The following is a 22394-nucleotide window of genomic DNA, read 5'->3' on the forward strand; positions in this document are numbered from 1 at the left end:
GTTCACCGGCCAGTACAACGACCAATCCCTCCCCGACCGACTCCAACTTCGAGCACGCTCCTACGACCCGATGCAACGCCGCTTCACCAGCGTCGACCCCGTCCCCGCAGCCGACGGAAGCCCCAACCACTCCGCCTACGCCTACGCCAACAACGACCCGAAGAACCTCTCCGACCCCTCCGGCGCCTGCCCCATGTGCATCGGCGCAGGAATCGGAGCCGTCTTCGGCGGCGGCATCTACGCCCTCACCCATCAAGGCGACTTCAGCTGGCGCGACTTCGCCATAGCTACCGGTAAGGGCGCCGTCATCGGCGCTGGCGCAGCCTTCCTCGCCCCCGCCGGAGCCGGCCTCGCCACCAGCCTCGGCCTCAGCGGAGGCCGCGCCCTCGCCGTATCGGCCCTGACCAACGCAGCTGTCGGCGCCGCCTACACCTGGGCAATCAACACCGCCCAATGCCTACCCACCACACCCGCAGACCTCCTCCTCGGAGCCGCCGGAGGCAGCGCCCCCAGCCTCCTCGGCCCAGCCTGGAGGTGGGGAAAGGGACTGTTCGGGCGCACTGCGACCGTCCCGAGCACGGGTAGCGCGGCAGTGGCACTCAGTCCCCAGTACGCTTTCCGGTCCCTCCGAATCGGAGAAGGCTCGTCAGCGAGTCTCGTAAGACCAGGGGCCAATGCCAATATGCAACCGTGGCAACACATCGCGTATGGCACAGCCTCGGAATCTCCATGGATATCACTGACGCGCGACTCGAGGGTCGCGGTCGGACGGTATAGCACGAACTCTGCCGGTTTCATTGCTGTTGACCTCAACAGAGTTCATGGAGAGGTGGTCCAAGTTTGGCATCACGTCGATGTCCCGCCCCACGTCCTCGACCTCATGGGAATAGACGTAGCCGGCACAGCCCTCAGGGACATGGAGGTTCTAGTGAAATTCAGACTCCCGACTGATCCAATTGTCGGGTTCTGGCCGGCAGGGACCCCCCGATGGAAGATATTGGAGGACTTGGACTGGCCCCACGGTCACTGAAATTTTAAGGGGACGCCTCTCCAGCCATGCACTTTTGCGTGGTTGGAGAGGCCGACCGGCCCCTGCTCTTTGACCAGCCATGGATCGAGCCACTGCCTGAATATCCACGTAGTCTTTCGCCGGGGCGCGCTGGACAGGCGCTGCAGAGATTCCCCCCAGAAGCTCCTGCGCAGGCGGAACTAGATGGGAAACGAACCACTCCAGCCCATGTCTGTATCTTCGCACACCAGCCTCGAGGAGAATATGGAGTGCAGACCCACCACGTCGTCCACCGAACCTGGAGTCCCCTATGCAACCGACATGGCGTTTGATGCATGGTCCCAACCTTGTCGGCGACCTGCATCAGTACGCGGTCGACATGCCTTGGTTCATCTGCCGATTCGTTCCCGGGCCTGACTGGCCAGCAGTCCGAGAGCTCTACGAGGCCTTCGCCCAGTGGCAGGACCGGCGGGAGGCAGACCCCGAGGGCATTGGGCTGCTTGAATTCCTGGGCCCGATCTCTGACCTCGGCCTGGAACTCGAGGCATCGGACGGAACCCGCATGCCGGTCTTCCAACGCGCCCTAGTGTGGATCCGCGGCGATATTGCCCGCGTGCGCTGCTAATGATGGCGACGACCGGATCTACCCCGTTCGCCCCCGGCGAGCACCCTGCCGTACGGGCCCTCGTCGCGGAAGCGGTCGAGGCGGCCAACGCCACGGTCTCCCGCCCGGCCCGCGTCCGCGCCTTCCGGGTCCTGCCGGGGGAGTTCACCGTAGAGGCGGGCACCCTCACCCCGACGCTGAAACTGCGCCGGAGGGCGGTGGCGGAGAGGTACGCGACGGAGATCGAGGAGCTGTACGGCTGACCGGTGCTCCCGCCGGAGGGGCCCGGCGCCCCTCCGGCGGGAGCACCGTGGCAGACTTCCTCCCTCGAACACGGGGGCGAACGACCCCCTGACCTGGGGACGGGGCTATGAGCAGGACGAAGTGGGCTGCCGTGGTGACAGCGGTCATCGCACTCGGAGCCGCGGGCTGCGGCAGCGGCACGGGGGCGGGGGCCGCGTCCGGCCCGGTGCCACCCCGGCCGGAGGGCACCGGTCCGCTCCAGCGGGAGGTCGTGCAGGCGGACATCGACACCTCGGCGGCCGCCGCGGGCGCGCCGGCGACCGACCCGGAATGGCGCAAGGTGGGCGAGGAGGGGGCGTCCGGGTTGTGCGTGGTCCCCTTCAGAGGGTTCTTTACCGAGGCCATCCCGGCCGACCTGGCCCGGTTCGAGGACACGGTGCGCGAGCTGGGCAGGCGCGACTGGAAGGACGCCGGGAAGAAGGAGCAGAAGAAGGACAAGAAGGGCAAGGTGTACGAGTCCCTGGTGGTCTTGGAGCAGCGCGGCTGGAGGATCGTCGCCGAGTACAAGGAAGTCCACGGCACGATCGGGCTGACGGGCTTCGACATCGCCTGCGTTAAGGAGCAGGGCCTCGGGTGAGCGGGTCCGACCGACTGCCCGGTCAACGCCCGAACACCGGCACCAGACCCGCTGCTGAGAGCGCCCTCATCGACCGGTGGGGGAGCCGGTCAGTGAACGGGGAGAGGCATGGCATTCCGTAAGTTCCTGAGCGCCCTCGGCGTCAACGCGCCGAGTGTGGAGACGATCGTCGAGAACCCGCGTTGTGTGGCGTGGCCACTCTCGGTGATCAACGGTTGGCTGGGGCACTCCGGATCGCTGAATCAGAACGGCGGGTCCTCGCTGTATCCACCGGTCCAGTTGCCTTCCCGGGAAGTGCGGTGGGCCCTGAGACGGGCGTAACGTTCGCGTGCTGCAACGTCGGCTGCGTTCTTCAGATCACTAGTGTCGTGACCCCATGCCTGCAGCGCGTCCAGGACGCGGTCTCGGTTGTGGCGATCAGTGCTGGTGGCCAGCAAACGGCGGGCGTGATCGACCAGCTCGCCCCGATGCTAGGAACAGCAGGAGGAAGGAACGTCAGGAAGCCGGACCGGGCTGGACGGACAACGGGCTCGTCTTCACCACCCCGAAGGGCAAGCCGCTCGACCCCGGCAACCTCACCCGCCGCTTCCGTCGCCTCCTCCACAGCGCCGGACTCCGGACGATCCGCTTCCACGACCTCCGGCACTCGACCGCCACCCTGCTCCTGGAACAAGGCGTCGATCTCGTCGTCATCAAGGAACTCCTCGGCCACGCCCACATCGGCGTCACCGCCGGCGTCTACGCCAACGTACGCCTCCGCCTCCAACGCCAGGCCATCGACGCTCTGGGCGACGTACTCGGCCTTACCGACGACCCCAATGACCCACCCGCCGCAGCCGTCGTCCGCTGACGTTGCCGTCAGCGTTGCCGTCAAACACACCTGAAGCCCCACCGGAAATTAATCCAGTGAGCCTTTTCCAACCTGGCTGCGTGGTCGTGGTGTTGGTGGGTGAGGGCTGTACGGAACGACGAAGCTCCTGGTAGACGGGTTCTCGACCAAGATCACCCGTGTCCGCCAGGAGCTTCGTGTGCTTGTCTACCCGTCCTCCATCGATCTGTCCAGCCGCACCCTGCGGCACCTGACCGAGCAGCTCACCATCCGGCAGCAAGAGATCGGGACCCGGTGGCGGCGCCTGCCCGCCGGCCGTCAGGCCCTGCTCGTACTGGCCCATCTGCGGTGCGGAGACACCTACGCCCAGCTTGCCTCTGGGTTCGGAATCGGCGTCGCGACCGTCTACCGGTACATACGCGAGGCCATCGAGGTCTTGGCCGCTCTCGCACCGACGCTGGCCAAGGCGATGGAGACGGCCCAGACGAAGGCATTCGTGATCCTCGACGGCACCCTGCTGCCAATCGACCGGATTGCCGCCGACGCCCCGTACTACTCGGGGAAACACAAGCGGCACGGCATGAACGTGCAGGTCCTCACCGACCCGTTCGGCCGCCTCCTCTGGGCATCACCAGCCCTGCCCGGCTCCACCCACGACCTGACCGCTGCCCGCAGCCACGGCATCGTCGACGCGCTCGCCGCCGCAGGACTGAAGTGCTGGGCCGACAAGGCCTACCAAGGCGCCGGCCGCCACATCCGAGTCCCCTTCCGGGGCCGCCGACTCAAGCGCTGGAAGCGACGACACAACAGCAGCCACGCCAAGATCCGCTGCGTCGGAGAACAGGCCATGGCCACCCTCAAGGGCTGGCGCCTCCTGCGAAAGCTCCGCTGCAGCACCAACCGCATCACCGACGTGGTGAAAGCCGTCCTCGTCCTTCACCACGCCTCAACATGAGGTTGAAAAGGGCTCCATGTATTGGCTGAGGGTGACCAGAATGGGTGTTCGTGGGTGGCTGTGAGTTCGTAGATGCCGTCTTCGGTGGCGATGGAGAGTGTGGTGAATTGCTTGTCGTTGTCGGTGCGGATGAGGCGGGTGACTTCGCGGTCTCCCGTTTTCCCTGTTTCGGGGTCGGTGGCACGGACCTTGTCGCCAAGTTTGATGTCTTCATCGAGGTCCTCACCCCATTCGTGAAGAACCGCCTACGCACATCCGGCGCTGGCCCGAGATCCTCGACGGCTTCATGGCCGAGACCGGACTCGGAGTGGAGCCCCCGTAACCCGTCACCCCATCCTTTCAACCTCAGCGTCAGTGTTGCGTCAAATGCCTGGGAGTCTGGTCGAGTAATTACTCGACCAAACTCCCAGGGTCTATTAAGGCGACGTGGGCCCTCGGAATGTAGCTGCGGGCCGTCGGGTCAGCTGACCCGGCTCCTAAGTTCTTCGAAATTGGTCAGATCGGCCGAGTCTGATCGCGCCGACACCATCCATTCGCCGCTGTCGAAAGCCTGAATTGTAAACGGATAGCAGGCCAAGTTGTCAAGATCTATTGCGTCGGCATCGAATTCAGCAACATCTTCTTCGAACGCAATTAGGAGGAGGTCGTACGTGTGCTGAACCCCGCTCGCAAAATCTATGACTCCGTTCCAGTCGAGCAGTACACCACCTGGGGTCAAGTTGGCGGCCTGCTCGAACTCTTCGACGGACATGCCGTCAGGCATAACCCCAGTTCCGAAGAACTCCAGGATTCTCCACACCCACGTTCTGCCCTCCCTGCGGATCAGCTCATCAGCGCATCTGACCACATCTGAAAAAGTTACCTTGAGGTCAGGGTGGCCATGCATTGGGATTTCAATTGAGACCGACATTCTATGGCCATTCTAGTGGCTCGGCGTGACCGTGTTGCGGTGTGCCGCCCGTTGGGTTTGGCATGTAGGGGTGTTGATGTGGATTTTCGTGATTCTGCGGTCTCCCGTGGTCGGTGAAATCGATGAGTCGAGTCGGCTGTCCGTTAGCGTCCCATTCTATTGCCTGACCGTAACTACTGCGTCGCCCGGTTCGAGTTCCCAGGGTTGTGTGAGGCGCACCTTCTGCCCTCGGGTCTGGAATCGGATTTCCGTGTTGATCTCTCTGGAGTGGCCTTTTCGGGAACCCGCCAGCCAACGGGCAATCGGAATTGTGAACCAGTACAGGCGTGGCCCCCGCCAGCACATAGTACGTGTGGAGGTCGTCGACGGTGAGGTTGTAGGTGCGAGCGTGCTGTGTGTAGGGCTTGTTGGCTGTGACGATGACGGTCTGATTCTCGTCGGTCAGGAGTGTAGACCCAGAGGTGAGGCTTCCTGCCTCTACCCAGGCGTTCGCCGAGGAGGACCAGAAGGGGTGTTCGTGGGTGGCGGTGAGTTCCTTGATGCCGTCCTCGGTTGCGATGGAGAGCGTGTTGAATTTCTTGTCGTTTTCGGTGACGATCAGGCGGGTTACTTCGCGGTCCCCTGTTTCCCCTGTTTCAGGGTCGGTGGCCCGGACTTTGTCGCCGAGTTTGATGTCTTCGATGTTCTTGGTGGTGCCGTCGTCCATCAGGACCTTGGTTCCAGCAAGGAAGCATTTGTTACATCCGGGAGATCCCTTCCCGCTGCCTACACCACCCTTGATTCCCCCGAGCCCTCCGCCGATTTCGGCAATTGCTCCGGATTCGAGGACGTGTTGCCATTCTGCCGTCTTTAGGGCAGCCAGCATCGATTTTGGGCAGTAAACGGCGTCGGGCCCAAAACATGCGTTTGCGGCGGCAGCGTCGACGTCGCCCTCTGTGAGGATCTCAAGCCCTCGTTGGCTTTCCATTTCGATGTAGCCGTTGAGGTTTTTCTGGTATCTGGAAAGCCAGGTGGCGTATGTTGCGTCGTCCATGTGTGCGCGAGCGAGACTCGTGTGGGCCGATTCGCGTGCTCTCACGGCCTTCGACACGGCGCCCGCGCTATTGCTGGTGCTGCCACTTTTGCTGCCGCAGTCGGGGTCGTTGTAACTGCACACGTTCGGTGCCGTACCGCCCGGGGTGACCGGGTTGAAAGGAGATGTGCCGTCGGGCTTTTCGCTGTGGCCGGTGCCGTCGTCCGTTCGGAGGCCGGTGGGGTCGGATGAGGTGATGGGGCTGTTGTTGGCGTAGTTGTAGCCGTTGAGGGACTGGGGGAGGTCGAGGCTGAGGAGGGGGTCGACGCTGATGAATTGGCCGGTGGCCGGGTCGTATTCGCGGGCGCCGATGTGGGTGAAGCCGGTGGTGGTGTCGGTGTCGCCGCCGACGAATCCCTTCTGCCCGGGCCAGAACGCCGGGGTTGCGCCGCGTTGGCCACCGTAGGGGAGGGACTTACGGCGGTTGTAGGAGAGGGTGGTGGCGCTGATGGAGAGGGTGTTGGTGCCGTGGTGGTCGGCGATGAGGAAGCGGACGCGGCCGTCGCTGCTGGAGCGGATAGCGCTGCCGCCGGGGACGCTGTAGTAGCGGTTGCCGGTGACGGTGTTCGTGGCCTTGGTCAGGATGAGTTCCTGGCCGCCGGGGAGGTAGAGCGTGGTGGTGGCCGGCTCACGCTTGAGGATCCGGGTGCCAGCCGTGTCGTAGAGGAACGAGGTGGTGGCGCCGGAGACCGTTGACGTGGCGATTTTGCCTTCGTCGTTCCACGTCAGGGTTTGGGCGGCAGCAGCCGCGGTGTCCTTGGTGGTGAGGTTGCCGCTGGTGTCGTAGGCGAAGGTGTCGGTCCCGGTGGCACCGCCGGTGGAGGTCACCGTCAGCAGTTCGTGACCGGGGGTGGTGCCCGCGGGGTAGGTGTGGGTACGGGTGGTGTCCGCGGTGACGGGCCCGGCTTTGTGCTGCTTCTCGGTCGCGCGCTGGCCGGTGTCGGTGAACGTCCAACTGGTCCAGTACGGGTCGACACTCCCCAGGTTGGGGGTGCCCACGCCGCCCACGGGCTTGGTGGTGCAGTCATCGCCGGAGGTCCAGGCCTCCGTCATCCGGCGCGCCCAGTCGTAGGTGAAGCACTGGTCGTCCTTGACCGCGGCGTCGTCCTGCTGGTCGGTGATCCGGGTGATGTTGCCAGCCGGGTCGTAGCTGTAGGTGGTGCTCGACAGGGTCATCGGCCCGGAGGCCTCCCGGTCGACGTCCGACCTGGTTACCCGGCGGGTCAGGGAGTCGTACCACACCGAGTTGTAGACGAGTGATCCCAGGTTGCCCATGCTGGCCTGGGCGAGTTCGCCGAAGGGGGTGTAGGAGGCGCCTCGCAGGTAGATCTGGGACAGGGTGCTGTCGATGATCGCCGGCATGTCCTGCTTGCCGTACTTGTTGGTGACGGTCTCTGCGGGCAGGGCGGTGGTGGCGTTGCTGTTGGTGGTGCTGTAGGCGGTGGTGGCGGGCAGGCCGCTGACCGGGGTGGTGGTGCCGGAGACGGTGTAGGTGCCGGCGAGCTTCTCTTCGCCCGCGACCGTGGGGATGGTGACCTTGGTGCCGGTCGGCTGACCGGTCGTGTCATACCCGGTGACCGTGCTGGTGTACGCGGCGGCGCCGTCGTAGCGGGTAGCGGTGGCGGGTAGGCCCTTGCCGTCGGCAGCGGTGTCGTAGGTCCACTCGGCGAGCTTGGTGCCGGCGGCTGTGCCCTTTCGCAGGCTTGTCGGGCGGCCGAGCTCGTCATAGGTGCTGGCCAGGGTGACGCCTCGAGCGTCGGTGGCGCTCTGGGGATGGCCGTCGGCGCCGTAGACGGTGGTGCTCTTGCCCTTGTCTGGGTCGGTGGTCTCGGTCTGGCGTCCCCGCAGGTCGTAACTGTGGGTCCAGGCATTGCGTCCGGAGTTGTCGGTTATCTTCGAGAGCTGGCCTGCGCGGTCGTAGGCGTAGGTGTGCTTCTCGTACTGGGTGGCCGCCGCGCCGATGACGGGTTTGCGGTCCTTGTAGTCGCGCCGCTCCACGGTGCGGCCGCGCGCGTCGGTGACGGCCAGGGTGGCGGTCGCGCCCTGGGGCGGGACGACGGCCTGCCAGTCGGGTCCGTAGGTGGTGGTGGTGCGCCACTTCTCGGTGTTCAGGGACAGCAAGATCGAGTCTGTCATCCGGCTGCGGTTGTCGTAGCGGGCTTCGACGGCGCTGGGGATCTGGTTGTCGGGGACGACGAGCATCGTTGTGCCGGTCGGCTTGTCGTTGTAGTACGGGGCGTTGGTTCGCCGGATGCGCCCGTAGTCGTCGTAGTACGTGTCGGTGATGACCCGCCCCGTGATGCCGATGGCGTCGCTCTGTGTCTGGCGGGGACGCAGAAGCGAGTCGTAGAGGGTGACCGAGGTGCCCCAGAAGCCGTCTTCGTAGAGCTTCTTCGTAGTGACGGTGGAGGGTGCGGTAGTCGACAGGTTGTAAGTGAGCGTGACGTTGGGCTGCTGGTCGGTGGAACGGCCGGCTGCCCAGCCCTTGACGAGGCGGCCGAGCGCGTCGTACTGGGAGGCGGCGGTGCGGTTGTTCGCGTCGGTCGTGGTCAGCACCAGGCCGCGCAGGCCGTCGTAGGTGCTGGTGGCGGTGTGGCCCTTGGGGTCGCTCACGGTGATGCTGGTGGGCTGGGCGTCCGTGGCCGGCGTATAGGCCATGGTGGAGGTCTGCCCGTCCTGGCCCATGGAGGTCAGAGCGCGCCCGTACTGGTCGTGCGTCGCCTGACCGGTGGTCTCCCACACGAGCTGGCTGTTCGCATCCACTTTGGATGCCTTCTCGGCCTTGGTGGGGAGGGCGAGACCGGGCTTGGGCGCAATACCTAGGGCTTGGCCGTCGTATGACGTCCGGCTGGCGCTGGTCACGGTCTGGGCCGAGGTGTATTCCGTGCAGGGCTTGGCCGTTGTGGAGGTGATCTGACTCGGGTAGTTGATGAACCAGTTCGCCGCATCAGGGGTCGTGTACTGGGTGACCGTGCAGGTGGCTTCGGTGGTGTTCGCTCCGTCGTTGCCTTCGGTCAGGAGCAGACCGTATGTCGTGTCGTAGGTCCGGGTGGAGGTTGACGCCTGCCAGGTTCCGTCGGTCAGGAGCTTGCTGCCGACGGTCGTTGTGGTTCCGGAGTACCGGGCCACCTTAGGGGTCAGTGTCGGTCCTGCCACGCCCGGCTTGTCAGGGTCGGTAATGCCGGTGACCGGCTGGGAGGCGTTGTCGCCCGATACCCACGGAGTGTGGGTGGTCTTGTTCACGACCGGGCCGGCTTCGCCGTCGTAGGTGCGGGTTTCCGATACCTTGCCCGCGAAGTCGCGTCGGTCGGTGACGCCGTTGATGGCCGCGACCGTGCGGGGGGTGCCGTTGGCGAGTTTGTCGCCGGCCATGCCGAGGTAAAAGTCGGTCTCGCTCTTGAGCCGGTTGGTGGTGCCGGTCAGGGTGCGGACGGTGCGGTAGCCGCGGAAGTCGCCCCAGGTGCGGTGCTTGTCGAGAGTGAACTCACTCTCGTCACGCGCCCAGTTCGGGCCACCGGAGTAGGTGTAGGTGGTGGTTTTGGAGGGGGAGCCGGTGCCGGCAGTGGTGTCGGCTTCTTCGACCTTGGCGACCAGGTACTTGTGGAAGTAGTCCTTGACTTCCTCCACGGCTCCGTCGCGGGTCCACCAGGAGGGGTAGCAGCGCTTGGTGTTGGTGTCGTCGGCGGTCGGGAGACTGGTCGGGGTGCAGTTCGTGGAGTGGTAGGTGACCAGGGTGCTGCTGCCGGTCTCGCCGGTGATCTGGGTGATGCGGTACTTGTTGATCGGCGGTCGGCCCTCGGCCCCGTCAACCCGGTTGGCCATGGGCGTGCCGGCAGCAAACGTGGTCGTGAGTGGTGTTGCGTCGGTGAGGCTGCCGGCCTGGCCGGTGTGTGTGACGGAGTCCAGCCACAGGGCCGGCTTCGTAGTGTCACCGGTCGGCGGGTAGGACTGGGAGAGTATCCACTTGTCGACGGGCACGTGCGCGCCGCCCGAGAGGGCGTAGGTCCTGATGTCCGTCAGGCGTTTGGTCGACCAGAACGACGGACCGCCCTGCAGACACTGCGCTCCGGCTTTGCAGTCCAGGTAGACGGGGACGTCGGGCCAGTCGGTGGCGTGGGCGGCATCCAGGGTGCAGGTGCCCGCAGTGCAGCGGTCGGCGACAGTGAAGGTGACCTGAGCCGGAGCCAGCGCCGGGGTGTAGACCTGGCCGGCGCGCAGGCCGTAGGAGATCTTCTTCAGGGTGCTGTCGCGGGTGTACAGGGCCGACGCGTCGATCTTCCCGTTCTTCGCGTAGTAGCCGCCGTACTTGGTGTAGTACAGGGCCATGGCGTTGTTGTGGGGGTCGACGACGTAGTCGAGGTTCCATCGCCAGCCCTGGGTCACGCTGGAGGACGCGAAGTCCGCTCCGTGACCCGGCTCTCCCGGGTGGTTGCCGAAGACGGGCACCCAGTTGACCGAGCCCGTCTCCTCCTTGCCGGTGGTCCAGCCGGGCAGGCGGTTCTTACCGAACCAGTACTGCGTGCCGTCCGTGGTGGTGACCCGCCAGTACTCGGAGTCGCTGTCTCCCGAGCTGTTGCCGGGGGAGTCGTAGATCCGCTCGACGCGGGAGCCGTCGTCGTTCGACAGCTTCCACACGCCCTTGCCGGCGTCCCAGAGCAGTTCCGAGCTGGAGCCGTTCAGCGAAAGCGTCGCGTTCTCCGACTTCCAGCACAGGTCGCCGGTCTTGCTGGTGTTGTTGCCGCCGTTTTTGTCGTTCTCACACGAGACGTACTTGCGTTCGATGAAGCCAGGGTTGTACTCCCAGCCCTCACCGACCCACGAAGCCTGGTTGTTCGTCGAGCCGGTACGCCCGTCAACCGAGGACGAGCTGTACGACAGGCCCACCTTCGGGCCGAGCCCGCCGGGCGCCGGAGGCACCGTCACCGGCATGTTCCAGCTGAACGATCCGGAGTTCCCGCCCGCCGACCACGAGCCGGACGGCGCGAGAGAGGTGGCCTCGAAGGAGCCCTCCGAGCCGTCGGCGGAGGCATCCGCTGACAGGACCGTCATGCCACCGGCGGGTGCGGCCAGTGCGCTGGGCGCGGACTTGACGAGAGCGGACGGCGTGCCAGATGCCGGCAGGTCCACGGACGCGGTCAGGGTGGAGGTCTTCGCATTGTTCTGTGTGGGCAGGGGGGTGCCCTTGAGGCACTCGGGCTTCGAGGGTGTCGTCAGCGCACAGGCGGGCAGCTGACTGAGCCGCAGCGAGGAGGCCCAGTTCGCGCCGTAGGCGTCCTTGATCGTCGAGTAGTCGACCTCGACCTGTGCGGCGGCGGCCCCCGTCGAGCCGTCGGAGCGCTGAACGGACAGTAGGAGGCCGGTGATGCCGGTTTGTTGGGTGGCTTTGTGGTCGGCGACCGTGACTCGGACCCGGGACGGGCCAGGCTGAGCGCCCTTGCCGGGAGCCGCGGATGGGGCACCCGTAGCAGGGGCGGCCTGGGCGGGCTGAGCGACGCGCACGGGGAGCGACCCGGCCCGCACCGGCGTGCCGGCGTTCGCCTTCGCCAGCGGTGAAGCGGCGGGCAGGGCGACCTCGGCGGTGCCGGCGGTGGGCCAGCTGACGGGTGCGGGCTTCCAACCCGGGGCCTTCGCCGCGGCCTTGCCCGCGCTTGCCTTGAGGTCCTTGCCCTTGACGGATGCGGTCTTCTGAACCTCGCGAGGTTTGAAGACGGAGGGGCCTGCCCATGCAGGCCCGGTGAGGAGGGAAACGGTCAAGGCAGCCGATGTCGCCCCGACAATTGAGGTCCGAATATACCGTTTTCTCTGAAAACGATCACCTCCGGACAATTCGGACATTGAGTCCGTCCTTTTAAACACAGCAAACCCCCCACGGGAATTAAGAGACAGATAAACTCGCAGCCAACATGCCTCTGAGGGGTGAGCGCAAGACCTTTCCTGATCACAGTTGACCTGCAGAAACACGCCTAGGTGTCCCGAAGTGGATCATTCCGGATCCGTTTGTCATGCGGCAGTGTTGATGCACACTCAGGTTCTGCTATGCCAATGCGAAGCACGTCGCCTACTCTGCGGTGATCCACAGCCTTGACAGCCTCAGAAAGACGCGAAACTCCCATGAACCACCGAAGAGCCGGTGCCCGCGTGCCCCGCTCACTCACAACCCTTTTCGCTCTCCTCCTCCCGCTCACCTCAGTCGCCCTGCTCGCCGAGCCCGGCACGGCGACAGCGGCCGAGACGACCCCCGCCGGCAGTACCGCCGGCGCCCAGAAGTCGGCCTCAGAGGTGAAGGCCTTCACCCTGGCCAAGGAGTCCGGTGAGCGGGTCGAGATCATCGACCGCCGTACCGAATACGCGGAGACCTACGCGAACCCCGACGGGAGCCTGACGCAAAAGCAGTTCACCCTCCCCGTCTGGACACGCCACGACTCGATATGGCGCCGGACCGATGCAACCGTCACCAAGCGCGAGGACGGCACGATCGGCCCCACAGCCGCGTTCGGCATCAACTTCTCCGGAGGCGGGGACGGACCCCTCGTCGCGATGGACCAGGCAGGCAAAAAACTCGCCCTGACCTGGCCCGGCAGGCTTCCCGAGCCGGTGTTGGGGGAGAACACCGCCCTCTACAAGTCCGTGCTTCCCGATATCGATTTGAAGCTGATCGCGAAGGTCGACGGCTTCGCCCAGCACCTCATCGTCAACACCCCCCAGGCCGCCGCCAACCCGGCGCTGAAGGAGATCAAGCTCGGAATCACCGCCCAGGGAGTCACGCTTGACGACACCGCGAGCGATGAGCTGCTGGCCAAGGACGCCGGCGGTCAGGTCATCTTCAGCGCTCCAAAGCCCACAATGTGGCAGCAGCCTGCCCCCGAGGCGCCGGCTCCCCTCGCAAAGTCCGCCACGCAGGCCAAGAGCGTCCTCCTCATGGAGACACCGGAGCCGACAGCCCCTCAACAGGCGGATGTCGGCGCGGACGTCACCGCGAACACCCTCACCCTGACCCCGGACCCCGAACTGCTGGCCTCGGCCACACGGTTCCCCCTGATCATCGACCCTCCCTTCACCGGCGGTACGACGGGGATCTGGGCCACCGTGTACTCCGCAACCCCCAATTCCGCGTACAAGTGGGGTGACGGCTGGCAGTCCGACAATCCGGCGGACGAGCCCCGCGTCGGCTACAACGGGTCCGGCAACACACAGGCCTTCTTCTCCATGAAGCTGGACGGACTCAAGGGCGCCACCATCGGGGACGTCACCTTCGCCGTCGAGCAGACCCACTCCTGGGGCTGCGACCCTTCCGCGGCCGGCCCCACCGAACTGTGGGCCTCCAAGAGCATCGACGCCACCACACCCACCTGGAATACGCGCAACAACTTCTGGACCTACAAGCTCGCCCAGGGCAACTTCGCCCACGGCAACCCCACCTACTGCCCCGGCGTCCAAGGCTACGACTTCAAGTCCTCAGCCCTGACCTCCTACGTCCAGGACTTCGTCACCAACGGCTGGAACCCGGTCGCGATCGGCCTGCGCGTTCCCGACTCGTACCTCGGCAACGTCAACAGCTTCAAGAGACTACGCAACAACCCCGTCCTCGAGTTCCAGTACTACTTCAAGCCCGAGGTCATCGCGAGCGGGGCCTTCGAAGGGAACTGGGCACCGGGCGCAGACGGCAACAAGCCCGTTCCCTGCTCGGCCATGATCGGCAACAGCGGCCTCGCGCTGACCGCCGGCCTCCAGGACAGGGACGGCGGTACCGTCACCCCCGAATTCGTCGTTACCACCGCCGCGGGAGTGGCCGTCCCTGTCTCCAACGTCACCACCGTCGCCAGCGGCGGAACAGCGACCGCCACCGTCCTCGCCCAGAATCTTCCCACCGGCAGCTACAAATGGAAGGTCAGGGCCAGAGACGACGAAGGCGCCTACAGCCCCTACACCGGCGATTGCGCCTTCAGCGTCGACAAGACGGGACCCACCGCCCGCGTCACGGTCACGAAGGAGGATGGCACGGCCCTCACTCCTCAGCAGGCGCGCACGAAAATGCGGGTCAAGCTGAAGAATCCGGCGAACGATCTCGCCGGCTTCTGCCACCTGATGGACCGGCCCATCCCCATCTCCAGCACGCCTTGCGCCGGAGCCAACTGGGTGCCCCTCGCGAGCGGAGCCACTGAAGCCGTCATCGACGTCATCCCCACCGGCCGCCCCCAGAGCACCCTGTACATCCTGGCCTTCGACAAGGCAGGGAACCACTCACCGAGCGACGGTGCGGCCGACATCGCGATCCTGAAGACCACCCCGGCAAGCTTCATCTACCCGCCCGGGCAGAGCCCCCTGACCAAGATGGCCGGCAAAGACCTCCACGGCGACCTCAACGGCGACGGCTACACCGACATGCTCGCCACCGAACCCGACGGCGGCCTGCGCCTCTACGCCAGTGACGGAACCGGACAGGTCAATATGACCGCTGTCGGAACCTCCGGATGGGACGGCACCCTCATTGCGCACGGAGGTGACTTCGTCAACCTCACCAGCCCCGCAGCCGCACCAGACGGCTATGAAGACGCCATCGTCCGCCTAAAGAGCAACAAGCTCTACATCTACCCCGGAACCGGCCGAGGCGCCCTCAAAAACCGCGTCGAACTGGCCACACCTTCCCGCCTGGGCACCGAAGGCTGGGCACGACTCCAGCAGATCGTCTCCCCCGGAGACATGAACCAACGCACCGACGTCGGCTACGTACAGGGCAACGACCTGCTCACCCTCGAATGCGAGGCCTATCAGGATGGCTATTGCATGAGCGTCGGCATGAGCCTCTACTCCGGCCAGACGGTCACCGACGGCTCCGCGGATCAGAGAGAGCCCTTCGACCTCCAGGCCAACCCCACCAAAATCCCCGGGCCCATCGGAGGCTGGGATAACCACGAAGTCGTGACGGTCGGCTACATGGACGGCGATGGAATCAAGGACATCGTCACCCGCGACAGGCTCAATTCATACCTCTTCCTCCACCGCGGGCGCATCACAAACGGTGTCTACAGCGTCTTCAGTGAAAATCACCAAGGGGCCATCTACGCCCAAAGCGGCTGGCTGCCCGACAAGCGGCCCCTGGTCGCCAGCAACGGCAACGCTCAAGGCACCGTCGTCAGCAAGAGCGTCAACGACGACGGCACCCTCATCCAGTACAAGGAGTTCCAGCCCAAAGCCGGCGACCAGCTGAGCGACATATGGGCCACCACCCCAGCGGACCCCAACTACGTAGTCGACTACGTCGACAGCACCGGAACCGCAGCCACCACGACCTGCCCCACCGGCTGCCTTCTCTTCTACGCAGGAGGACCCACCAGCACCAAGCCTCCCCTCCTCGTCGGAGGAAGCGGCTGGGCCACCAGCATCGCCAGAATCTTCTGACCTTTCATACCTGAGCAACATGTGTGGCCCCTGGCGGAACGCCAGGGGCCACACATGCATGAACGGGGGACCGGTGGACCGCTCTACAGAGGCCATGCAGGTCTTGCAGCGCGAAGGGCCGTGCGGCCCTGGCAGGCACAGCCACCGTAGTCCCTTTAGCTGTGCAGGACGAGTCGTTCGTAGTCTCTGGCGTGGCGGCGGGCGTGCATGAGCCAGGCAAGGGTCCGTTCGACGACCCAATGGCGGGGCAGGACGATGAATCCGGTGGCGTCCTTGGGTTAAGGATCCGGCGCAGTGGCTCCCGTCGGCCGCCGGCTATCACTGCCGGTACGCGGCCACATGGGTCGCCACCAAGCTGCGCTGGGACCTGGCCGCGGACGACGCCGAACGCCAGGCGGTCCTGGGTCTGGCGGAGGATTGCCCCGACACCACCGTCGTCTACGAACCCGCTTCCTGGTCGTACGGACACGAAACTGGTCCCCCGTGTGTCAGACGTATGAGGGACTGCGGTCCGTCGCCTGAGACGACGAACCCCGGCGCGGGCCGTCACCACACCGGTGGCTGCTCGCGCTGTCGTGTGTCCAGCCGGCCTGCGAGGCATGCATCAACAGCACCCGCCTCCGGGAGTTAGGCCCTGGTCAGCCCATCAAGGTGGTCGCGGATCTGGGCACAGAACTGGGTCAGATGGGTGTCTGGGCGCAAGTGGTGCCCCTCTTCGAAGACCTTCTCCAACCAGGCGCTCTTGTTGCCGGACGGGATGCCGGCGATCCAGGATTCGAGTTCGCCGACGGGCACTAGGAAGACGCCCAGCCTGGCGAGGACGGTCGTTAGGCGTGCGGCCGCGGCGTAGGCGTTAGTCCCGTTGAGTGCGCTGAGCCCGGACTTCTTGAGGTGCTTCCATCCGCTCGCGGTTTTGAGTAGGTCGCCGATCCTGGCTGCTGCTTCCGGGGGTACTGGATTGCTGTCGCCAGCCCGCCCGAGTACGTCGTTCATCTGCTTGCGGAACTCGGCGACCGTAAGCGCTGTCCGGCTTTCGTTGGCGTGATCATTGAGCACTTTGAAGTCGGTGGAGACGTCCTCCCAGGCACCACCAAGGGCAGTGACGGCCTTCCGGACGTCGCCGCTGGTGCGCAGAAGGTCGAGGTCGGCGATGACGGCGGTTGGGATTCCACACTCACGGAGGCGGCGAGCTGTCTCGGCGAGGCGGGGCTTGCCGTTGGTGTGTAGGAAGAGGGCGTTCTCCGGCTTCGCGGGGTCCTTCGTGACGTCGAAGGTGGCCGCGTAGAACTGGCAGTCACCCTCGGACTCGCAGAGCACGACACGGTCGTGGAAGAGACCGGAGATGATGTTGGAGTAGCGCAGCAGTGGGGTCCGGAGCAGGTCCTTGACCGAGGTTGGTTCAAGCGCGCGGGCGGTGGGAGCGCCAGTGGTGCGATCGAGACGCACGAGGCAGATTTTGCGGTCGGTCTGAGCGTCGAGGACGCCTGCAAGGAAGTCCGCGCTGTGCGTGGCGACGAACACCTGAGATTGGCCCTCCAAAGAGGCCAGGAGCCGGCCTAGGAGGCGGGCCTGCGGGGGGTGGAGGAAGGCTCCTGGCTCATCGATGATGACTACTGGCTTGGGCTGGAGCATGGTGTGGAGGAGGAGCTGGACGAAGCTGCGGAATCCATCCCCTTGCTCGCTGACGAGCGGCAGGCTGCGGTACGCGTCGTAGAGCTCCTGCGGCGCATCACCATGAGGAATGTCATCCATGCCCGTCTCACCCACGCGCAGGTTGATCACCTGGCTGTAGCGGTCCACCGTGACCGGCACATCGAACGCCTGCCTCGTGAGAGCCGATAGCGCCTTCTCGGCGTCACGGCTCCTGAACAGGTGCTGCATGGGCAAGGCCCCGGGGATGAGGTAGTCCCATGGGCCGGCTTGCGAGGCGACCGTCAGCCGGTTGTCAGTCCACTGCGTACAGAGGAGCGCCGGACGCATTGAGTCCAGCCGCCTTTGATCCCACCATTGCCTGGCCGTACCGGCAGGGAGATCCACACCCTCAGCGAGGTGATAGCGCAGATCGCCCTCCTGGTACCAGGGCTGGTACCCACGTTCGTGAAGCCATGCCAGGAACTCCTCACCAGTGCCCTCTGCATCGCAGCTCACCGAACGCACCCACCGATTGGTATCGGCGAGCAGGGTCGGGTTTCCGACGTACGGTGCGAGCTCGCGCAGCAGGAGCGACTTGCCGCTGTTGTTGGGACCGATGAAGAGTGTCATGCCGTTCTTCGGCGGCGTGATGGTGACGCCTCCGGCGAGTGCGATTGAAGAGACGGCGAACGTGACCGGCATGTGGCCCCCCGGCAGCCCTCGCGCCGCTCTGCACACGACGCTGGTGGTCGAGGAAGCCTACTGGTCGAGCATCACTGCGCGCTCTGGATAAGGTAGTACGGCCGGTGATGCCGTCGATCACCGAGGAGGAGGTGGCTTGGCGACTTCACCGTGCCACGGCGCATCCGTACCCGGTGGCTCAGCTCACCACGGCGGCGTTCACCGCTCTTTTTACCACCCAGCTGCCCACACTGCGCCCGGCGCAGGGGTGCGCTCCGTCGGCCGGAACGACTCTCGTGCGTGCGCAAGCACCGGACAACGCTTCTGGCCGGGCGTAATGTCGCCGCAGGCATCCGGGTACGGGGGACAGGGATGAACACACAGGACGAGGGATCAGACCTACTTGACGTCTACCTACACGAGGCACGGGAGCGCCTGGGCCCGGCTGACTTCGAGGCGGTGGTCCGCGCCACCGACGCCACCTGCGTCCTGCTGGCCGGCGGGCATCCCGCGATCCTTTCCGGCCCCGACGGCGGCGGCTTCGGCCCGGAACTGCAACGGGAGTATCTGGGCCTGCTGGCCGTCCTCATCACCGGCCGCACCGATCACCACGTCGTACCCCTGACCGCGCCTGACGGGACGCCCGGCTGGGCAGTCGTCGAAGGCCACCTGCTTCACGATCCTCACGCCCTGCAGGACCTCTGCACAGGGATCGTGGCCCGTGCCAAGAGCAGCGCCAGGACCGCGGCAGCTCTGGAACGCATGTGGAGTGCGGGCTGATACGAACCACACAGGCGCTTCCATCGCCGGCCGCCGCGATGCGGCGAGCGCCTCACTCCTCGGTGACGGTAAGCCCGTTCGGCCCGGCGCCGGGCGCCACGCCGCGGCGGGGCGCTCTTTTAGCTGCAGTCCCACATGAACTCAGGGTCATTGCGTGAAGGCGGTCGGTCCGGTTCGCCGGTCTCGGGTGTGACGTGACGTCATGTCCTGGCTTGGGGCGAGAAGAGCCCGGGAAGCAGAGCAGGCACGGTGCTGGTGATCATGTGGTTGTCGAGACCCATGAGAACCGAGCGAGACCGTGCCTGCCCGAATATCATCGCCCATGCCAGCCGGGCTGGGACAACTGGCCCTTCCGAATGCCCGGACCACCGAGGAGGACGCCGCTGGCCTGCGGCGCTTCCTGGATCTGGTGCCCGATCCTCGCGGACGGAACGGGCGACGGTATCCGGCGCACGCGCTGCTCTGTGCGGCCGCGGCGGCGGTCCTGACCGGTGCCCGCTCGCTCATCGCGATCAGTGAATGGATCACAGATGCGCCGCAGCACGTCCTGGGACTCCTCGGCTTTCCGGCCGACCCGCTCACCGGCCTGCGGACGGTGCCGCACGCCGCCACCGTCCGCCGCCTGCTCCAGCACGTCGACGGCGACGCGCTGGACACGGCCATCGGCGCATACCTGCAGGCCAGAACCCCACCACCGGCGCCACCCGAACCACCCCCGAAACGGCCGGCCCTGCGGGCCATCGCCGTCGACGGCAAGACCGTGCGAGGCTCGCGCACCCCGACCACGACCGCGATCCAGCTGCTGGCCGCAATGGACCACCACGGCGTAGTCCTGGCCCAGCGGCAGATCGCCTCCAAGAGCAACGAAATACCCGCCTTCCAGCCTCTGCTGGACACGACTGATCTGGAGGGCACCGTGCTGACCGGTGACGCCCTGCACACCCAGCACGGCCACGGCGCCTACCTCATCGAGCGCGGAGCCCACTACCTGGCCATCGTCAAGAAGAACCACCCCGGCCTGTATGCGCAGGTCAGGAAGCTGCCCTGGGCCGAGATCCCGCTGGACCACCACACCCGCGAACGGGCTCACCACCGCGATGAGATCCGCCGACTCAAGGTCGCCGCGTTCCGCCACATCGGCTACCCCGGCGCCCGCCAGGCGATCCAAGTCGTGCGATGGCGCCGCGACCTCGCCACCGGGAAGCTGACGATCGAGCGCGTCTACCTGATCACCAGCCTGGATGTCTTCGACGCCACCCCGGCCGAGCTCGCCGCCTGGATCAGGGGCCACTGGGGCATCGAGAATCTCCTGCACCACGTACGTGACCGGACCTTCCGCGAGGACGACTCCAAGGTCCGCACCGGGACCCTGCCCCGCACCATGGCCAGCCTGCGCAACCTCGCCATCAGCCTCTTCCGCCAGAACGGCGAGACCAACATCGCCGCCGCCCTCCGACGCACCAGCCGCGACTACCGCCGACCGCTGACGACTCTCGGCCTCACGTGATCAACCCGGACAGATCCCGATCATGCAATGACCCTGGACCACACTGGCCCTGCCGGTACATCGTCGGCCTGTACGTCACCCATGGCGAGAGCACACCGCAGGGCACGAGCCGTACACACGGGAAATGCCGATCCAGCGTCAGAAGCCAGAAGCTGTCGGTATCCTGCCCAGCCAGCACTTAAGTGACTGTCAAATTGAAATCCTGTCGCAACATGCTTGCCCCTGGGGGGACACTTGAGGTTACATCCACGAAAGAAGACCCGAAAGATCGCCAGGATCCTCCTCAAGACACTTTCCCTCTACCTGCAGGGGCTGACCCTAGACAAGACGCACAAGGATTCTTGCTGCTTCGTGGCCCTGCTTATCCTTGCTTCACTCACCATTTACCCCTTCACTGACGTGAGCACATTCTCTTCGCCCCCCGATTGGCTCATCCTAATCATTGTCATTCTAGTGATGATCATCGGTTTATTGCGCGTCGAATGGATCGCCTACACGCTGGAGAGGTGGGCGCGCAGGCTGGAAGCAGAGAGCCTTAATTCCCCGGCAGATATCGAGGGAGGTTTCGCCCTCTATCTGCGCACCTTTAGCGCGGATCGGAAATCGGCGAGATTTCAGTACAGCAAATACGATCTAAAAGAGAAGCGCATTGCATACACAGAGGAGGAGCTCCTCTGCCTAGCCATGGAACGGGCTTACGGTCAAGTTGTCGCCCTCGGGCAGCCTGGGGAAGTATTGCCGCAAGCTGGCGCAAAGCGCATGTATGCTTCAAATGAACAGTGGTTTGACTGGGTTGTCGAACTCGCATCCAGAGCATCACTGGTCATGATTCAGGTAAATGAAGGGAAACACACCAAACGGGAACTTGAGCATGTTGCCAAGCATCTCCCACGAGAGCGGGTTGTCCTTCTCCTGTCACGAAGGATTCACGAGCACGACTTCCTCCAGGACGTTTTTAGCTACTTCGCAACCTCGCCCAGCTTGACCGAAGCGTATGACAAACACATCGCTGCGATCCTAAAGCCTCAAGCCCATCGTCGCGGCAGTGTTGCGGAGCAGGAGGAGTACTTCTCGGTGATTTGCTTTGATGGTGCGGGAGTCGCTTTTCATGAATCTGTGAGGTGGGAAAAGAGACGGACCGCCGAAGAGCAGAATTTAGTTACGGCTCTTGCGTTGCGCACACTGTTCCACTTGAATCACCTACCCCTTCGGGCGTCCCTGACCAGGGGGTTGGGGAACCGAGCATGCTGTCGCCGCCCCTTGACGAAACCCCACTCACGTATGTACTGCACACGAACCGACGAGCAATGCCTGGCGGAAAATGTCAAAATACTACTATGGAACTCCACCTGGCCTCAGCTTAGTCTCGATTCATGCTGCCCAGGCTGCCTCAGAGAAAGGCGCTTAAGTAACGGATCCGAGTAGTTGCTGTTGCTGATTTTTCAGGTGAATGAAAGAGTCGTGAACGTAACTGGTAAATTCATCTCCAGGGTGTGCAATCAGGGCGCGACGGTTTACTCCTTCCGCCTCCTCCATGATTGCAACTTCCAGTGAGAGAATATGGGCACAAAAATCAAGCAGAGGCTTTGGGGCCTCCGTTTCAATAATCAGGTCCGCATGCTCGACAACCAGGTCACGCATACGTCGATTGGTGGGCATGAGCGCCTGATCACGCCATCGCAGCCACTCGCTTGTCCCCGCCTCTGGGTTCCGCTCATCTCGTGCCGGGAGGATTGTCGCACGCAACGCCTCCCAAATCTGCTCATTTGTGTCAACTAGAGTGTTTAGCGGCCCATATAGGTCTCGTAGTTGGCTATTGATGCGTACGAGGCGAGCCTGCCGACGCTCTTGTCGGATTTGGGAGTGTTGGTTCAGCAGGAAGGCAAGCACTGCAACAACGATGCTCGCGCTGGCTGTGATGATGGCAGCTGTCACACCCCTGAGTGTGTCCCAGCTTCCCTGGTTTCGGGGTCATAGCCGGACGACGAGGCTGGCTCCTCACCTTCTGCGGCGACAACAGAGGGTGGGCGCAGGGCCAATGTGGCCAGACATGCGGGTTGGACAATCCCTTGCCGCCGTACGCGCTCTCAGCCTCGTGCTCAACTCGCCAAATCACGTGCTCAGTGTGCGACACGA

General features: G+C 64.8%; 13 protein-coding genes and 3 pseudogenes. 10 read left to right on the top strand and 6 right to left on the bottom strand.

Going from position 1 to position 22394, the window contains the following annotated elements; translation table 11 throughout:
- The 6 genes and pseudogenes from J7F03_RS34735 to J7F03_RS34760 all read left to right on the top strand — a co-directional run.
- On the top strand, positions 1-1030 hold a 1030-nt coding region (locus J7F03_RS34735), incomplete at its 5' end, for an RHS repeat-associated core domain-containing protein (protein ID WP_214956640.1).
- A 289-nt stretch (positions 1031-1319) separates the two neighbouring features.
- The gene (locus J7F03_RS34740) at positions 1320-1634 is read left to right on the top strand and encodes a hypothetical protein (protein ID WP_214956642.1); all 315 of its coding nucleotides are present in this window, start codon (positions 1320-1322) and stop codon (positions 1632-1634) included.
- Positions 1635-1636: 2 nt separating this feature from the next.
- Entirely contained in the window at positions 1637-1876 is a 240-nt protein-coding gene (locus tag J7F03_RS34745) for a hypothetical protein (RefSeq protein ID WP_251072951.1), read from the top strand.
- Positions 1877-1983: 107 nt separating this feature from the next.
- Complete coding sequence (locus J7F03_RS34750) at positions 1984-2493, top strand: hypothetical protein (RefSeq protein ID WP_214956644.1); 510 nt, start codon at positions 1984-1986, stop codon at positions 2491-2493.
- Between the two features lie 487 nt (positions 2494-2980).
- Positions 2981-3343 (top strand): annotated as a pseudogene (locus tag J7F03_RS34755) (tyrosine-type recombinase/integrase); the annotation flags it as partial.
- Between the two features lie 178 nt (positions 3344-3521).
- Entirely contained in the window at positions 3522-4277 is a 756-nt protein-coding gene (locus tag J7F03_RS34760) for a transposase family protein (RefSeq protein ID WP_214956648.1), read from the top strand.
- A gap of 14 nt (positions 4278-4291) precedes the next feature.
- Here the strand turns inward: J7F03_RS34760 and J7F03_RS42830 are convergent.
- From J7F03_RS42830 to J7F03_RS34770, 3 genes and pseudogenes are all read right to left on the bottom strand, one after another.
- Positions 4292-4489: pseudogene (locus tag J7F03_RS42830) on the bottom strand (hypothetical protein); the annotation flags it as partial.
- Between the two features lie 248 nt (positions 4490-4737).
- Positions 4738-5187, bottom strand: a complete 450-nt coding sequence (locus J7F03_RS34765; RefSeq protein WP_214956650.1) for a hypothetical protein — start codon at positions 5185-5187, stop codon at positions 4738-4740.
- A 1-nt stretch (position 5188) separates the two neighbouring features.
- Complete coding sequence (locus tag J7F03_RS34770) at positions 5189-12094, bottom strand: polymorphic toxin-type HINT domain-containing protein (protein ID WP_214956652.1); 6906 nt, start codon at positions 12092-12094, stop codon at positions 5189-5191.
- A gap of 303 nt (positions 12095-12397) precedes the next feature.
- Between J7F03_RS34770 and J7F03_RS34775 the strand changes: the two genes are divergently transcribed.
- Positions 12398-15658, top strand: coding sequence for a VCBS repeat-containing protein (locus tag J7F03_RS34775; protein ID WP_214956654.1), 3261 nt, complete (start codon positions 12398-12400; stop codon positions 15656-15658).
- Positions 15659-15813: 155 nt separating this feature from the next.
- On the opposite strand, the pseudogene J7F03_RS34780 reads toward J7F03_RS34775, so the two are convergent.
- Together J7F03_RS34780 and J7F03_RS34785 are read right to left on the bottom strand one after the other, a co-directional pair.
- Positions 15814-15927 (bottom strand): annotated as a pseudogene (locus J7F03_RS34780) (IS5/IS1182 family transposase); the annotation flags it as partial.
- A 358-nt stretch (positions 15928-16285) separates the two neighbouring features.
- Positions 16286-17992: an AAA family ATPase gene (locus J7F03_RS34785; RefSeq protein ID WP_214956656.1), complete on the bottom strand. Its 1707-nt coding sequence runs from the start codon at positions 17990-17992 to the stop codon at positions 16286-16288.
- Positions 17993-18343: 351 nt separating this feature from the next.
- Here J7F03_RS34785 and J7F03_RS34790 point away from each other — a divergent pair, with 351 nt between their 5' ends.
- The 3 genes from J7F03_RS34790 to J7F03_RS34800 all read left to right on the top strand — a co-directional run bounded on the left by J7F03_RS34790 (position 18344) and on the right by J7F03_RS34800 (position 21683).
- Positions 18344-18751, top strand: a complete 408-nt coding sequence (locus J7F03_RS34790) for a hypothetical protein (RefSeq protein WP_214956658.1) — start codon at positions 18344-18346, stop codon at positions 18749-18751.
- Between the two features lie 322 nt (positions 18752-19073).
- Positions 19074-20258: an ISAs1 family transposase gene (locus J7F03_RS34795; RefSeq protein WP_251072952.1), complete on the top strand. Its 1185-nt coding sequence runs from the start codon at positions 19074-19076 to the stop codon at positions 20256-20258.
- A 351-nt stretch (positions 20259-20609) separates the two neighbouring features.
- Positions 20610-21683, top strand: coding sequence for a hypothetical protein (locus J7F03_RS34800; RefSeq protein ID WP_214956662.1), 1074 nt, complete (start codon positions 20610-20612; stop codon positions 21681-21683).
- Here J7F03_RS34800 and J7F03_RS34805 read toward each other — a convergent pair.
- On the bottom strand, positions 21663-22193 hold the full coding sequence (locus J7F03_RS34805; protein WP_214956664.1) for a hypothetical protein: 531 nt from the start codon (positions 22191-22193) through the stop codon (positions 21663-21665). The two genes, J7F03_RS34800 and J7F03_RS34805, sit on opposite strands and share 21 nt — an antisense overlap.
- Between the last annotated feature and the right edge of the window lie 201 nt (positions 22194-22394).

It is taken from the genome of Streptomyces sp. ISL-43, assembly GCF_018614195.1.
Lineage (GTDB): Bacteria > Actinomycetota > Actinomycetes > Streptomycetales > Streptomycetaceae > Streptomyces.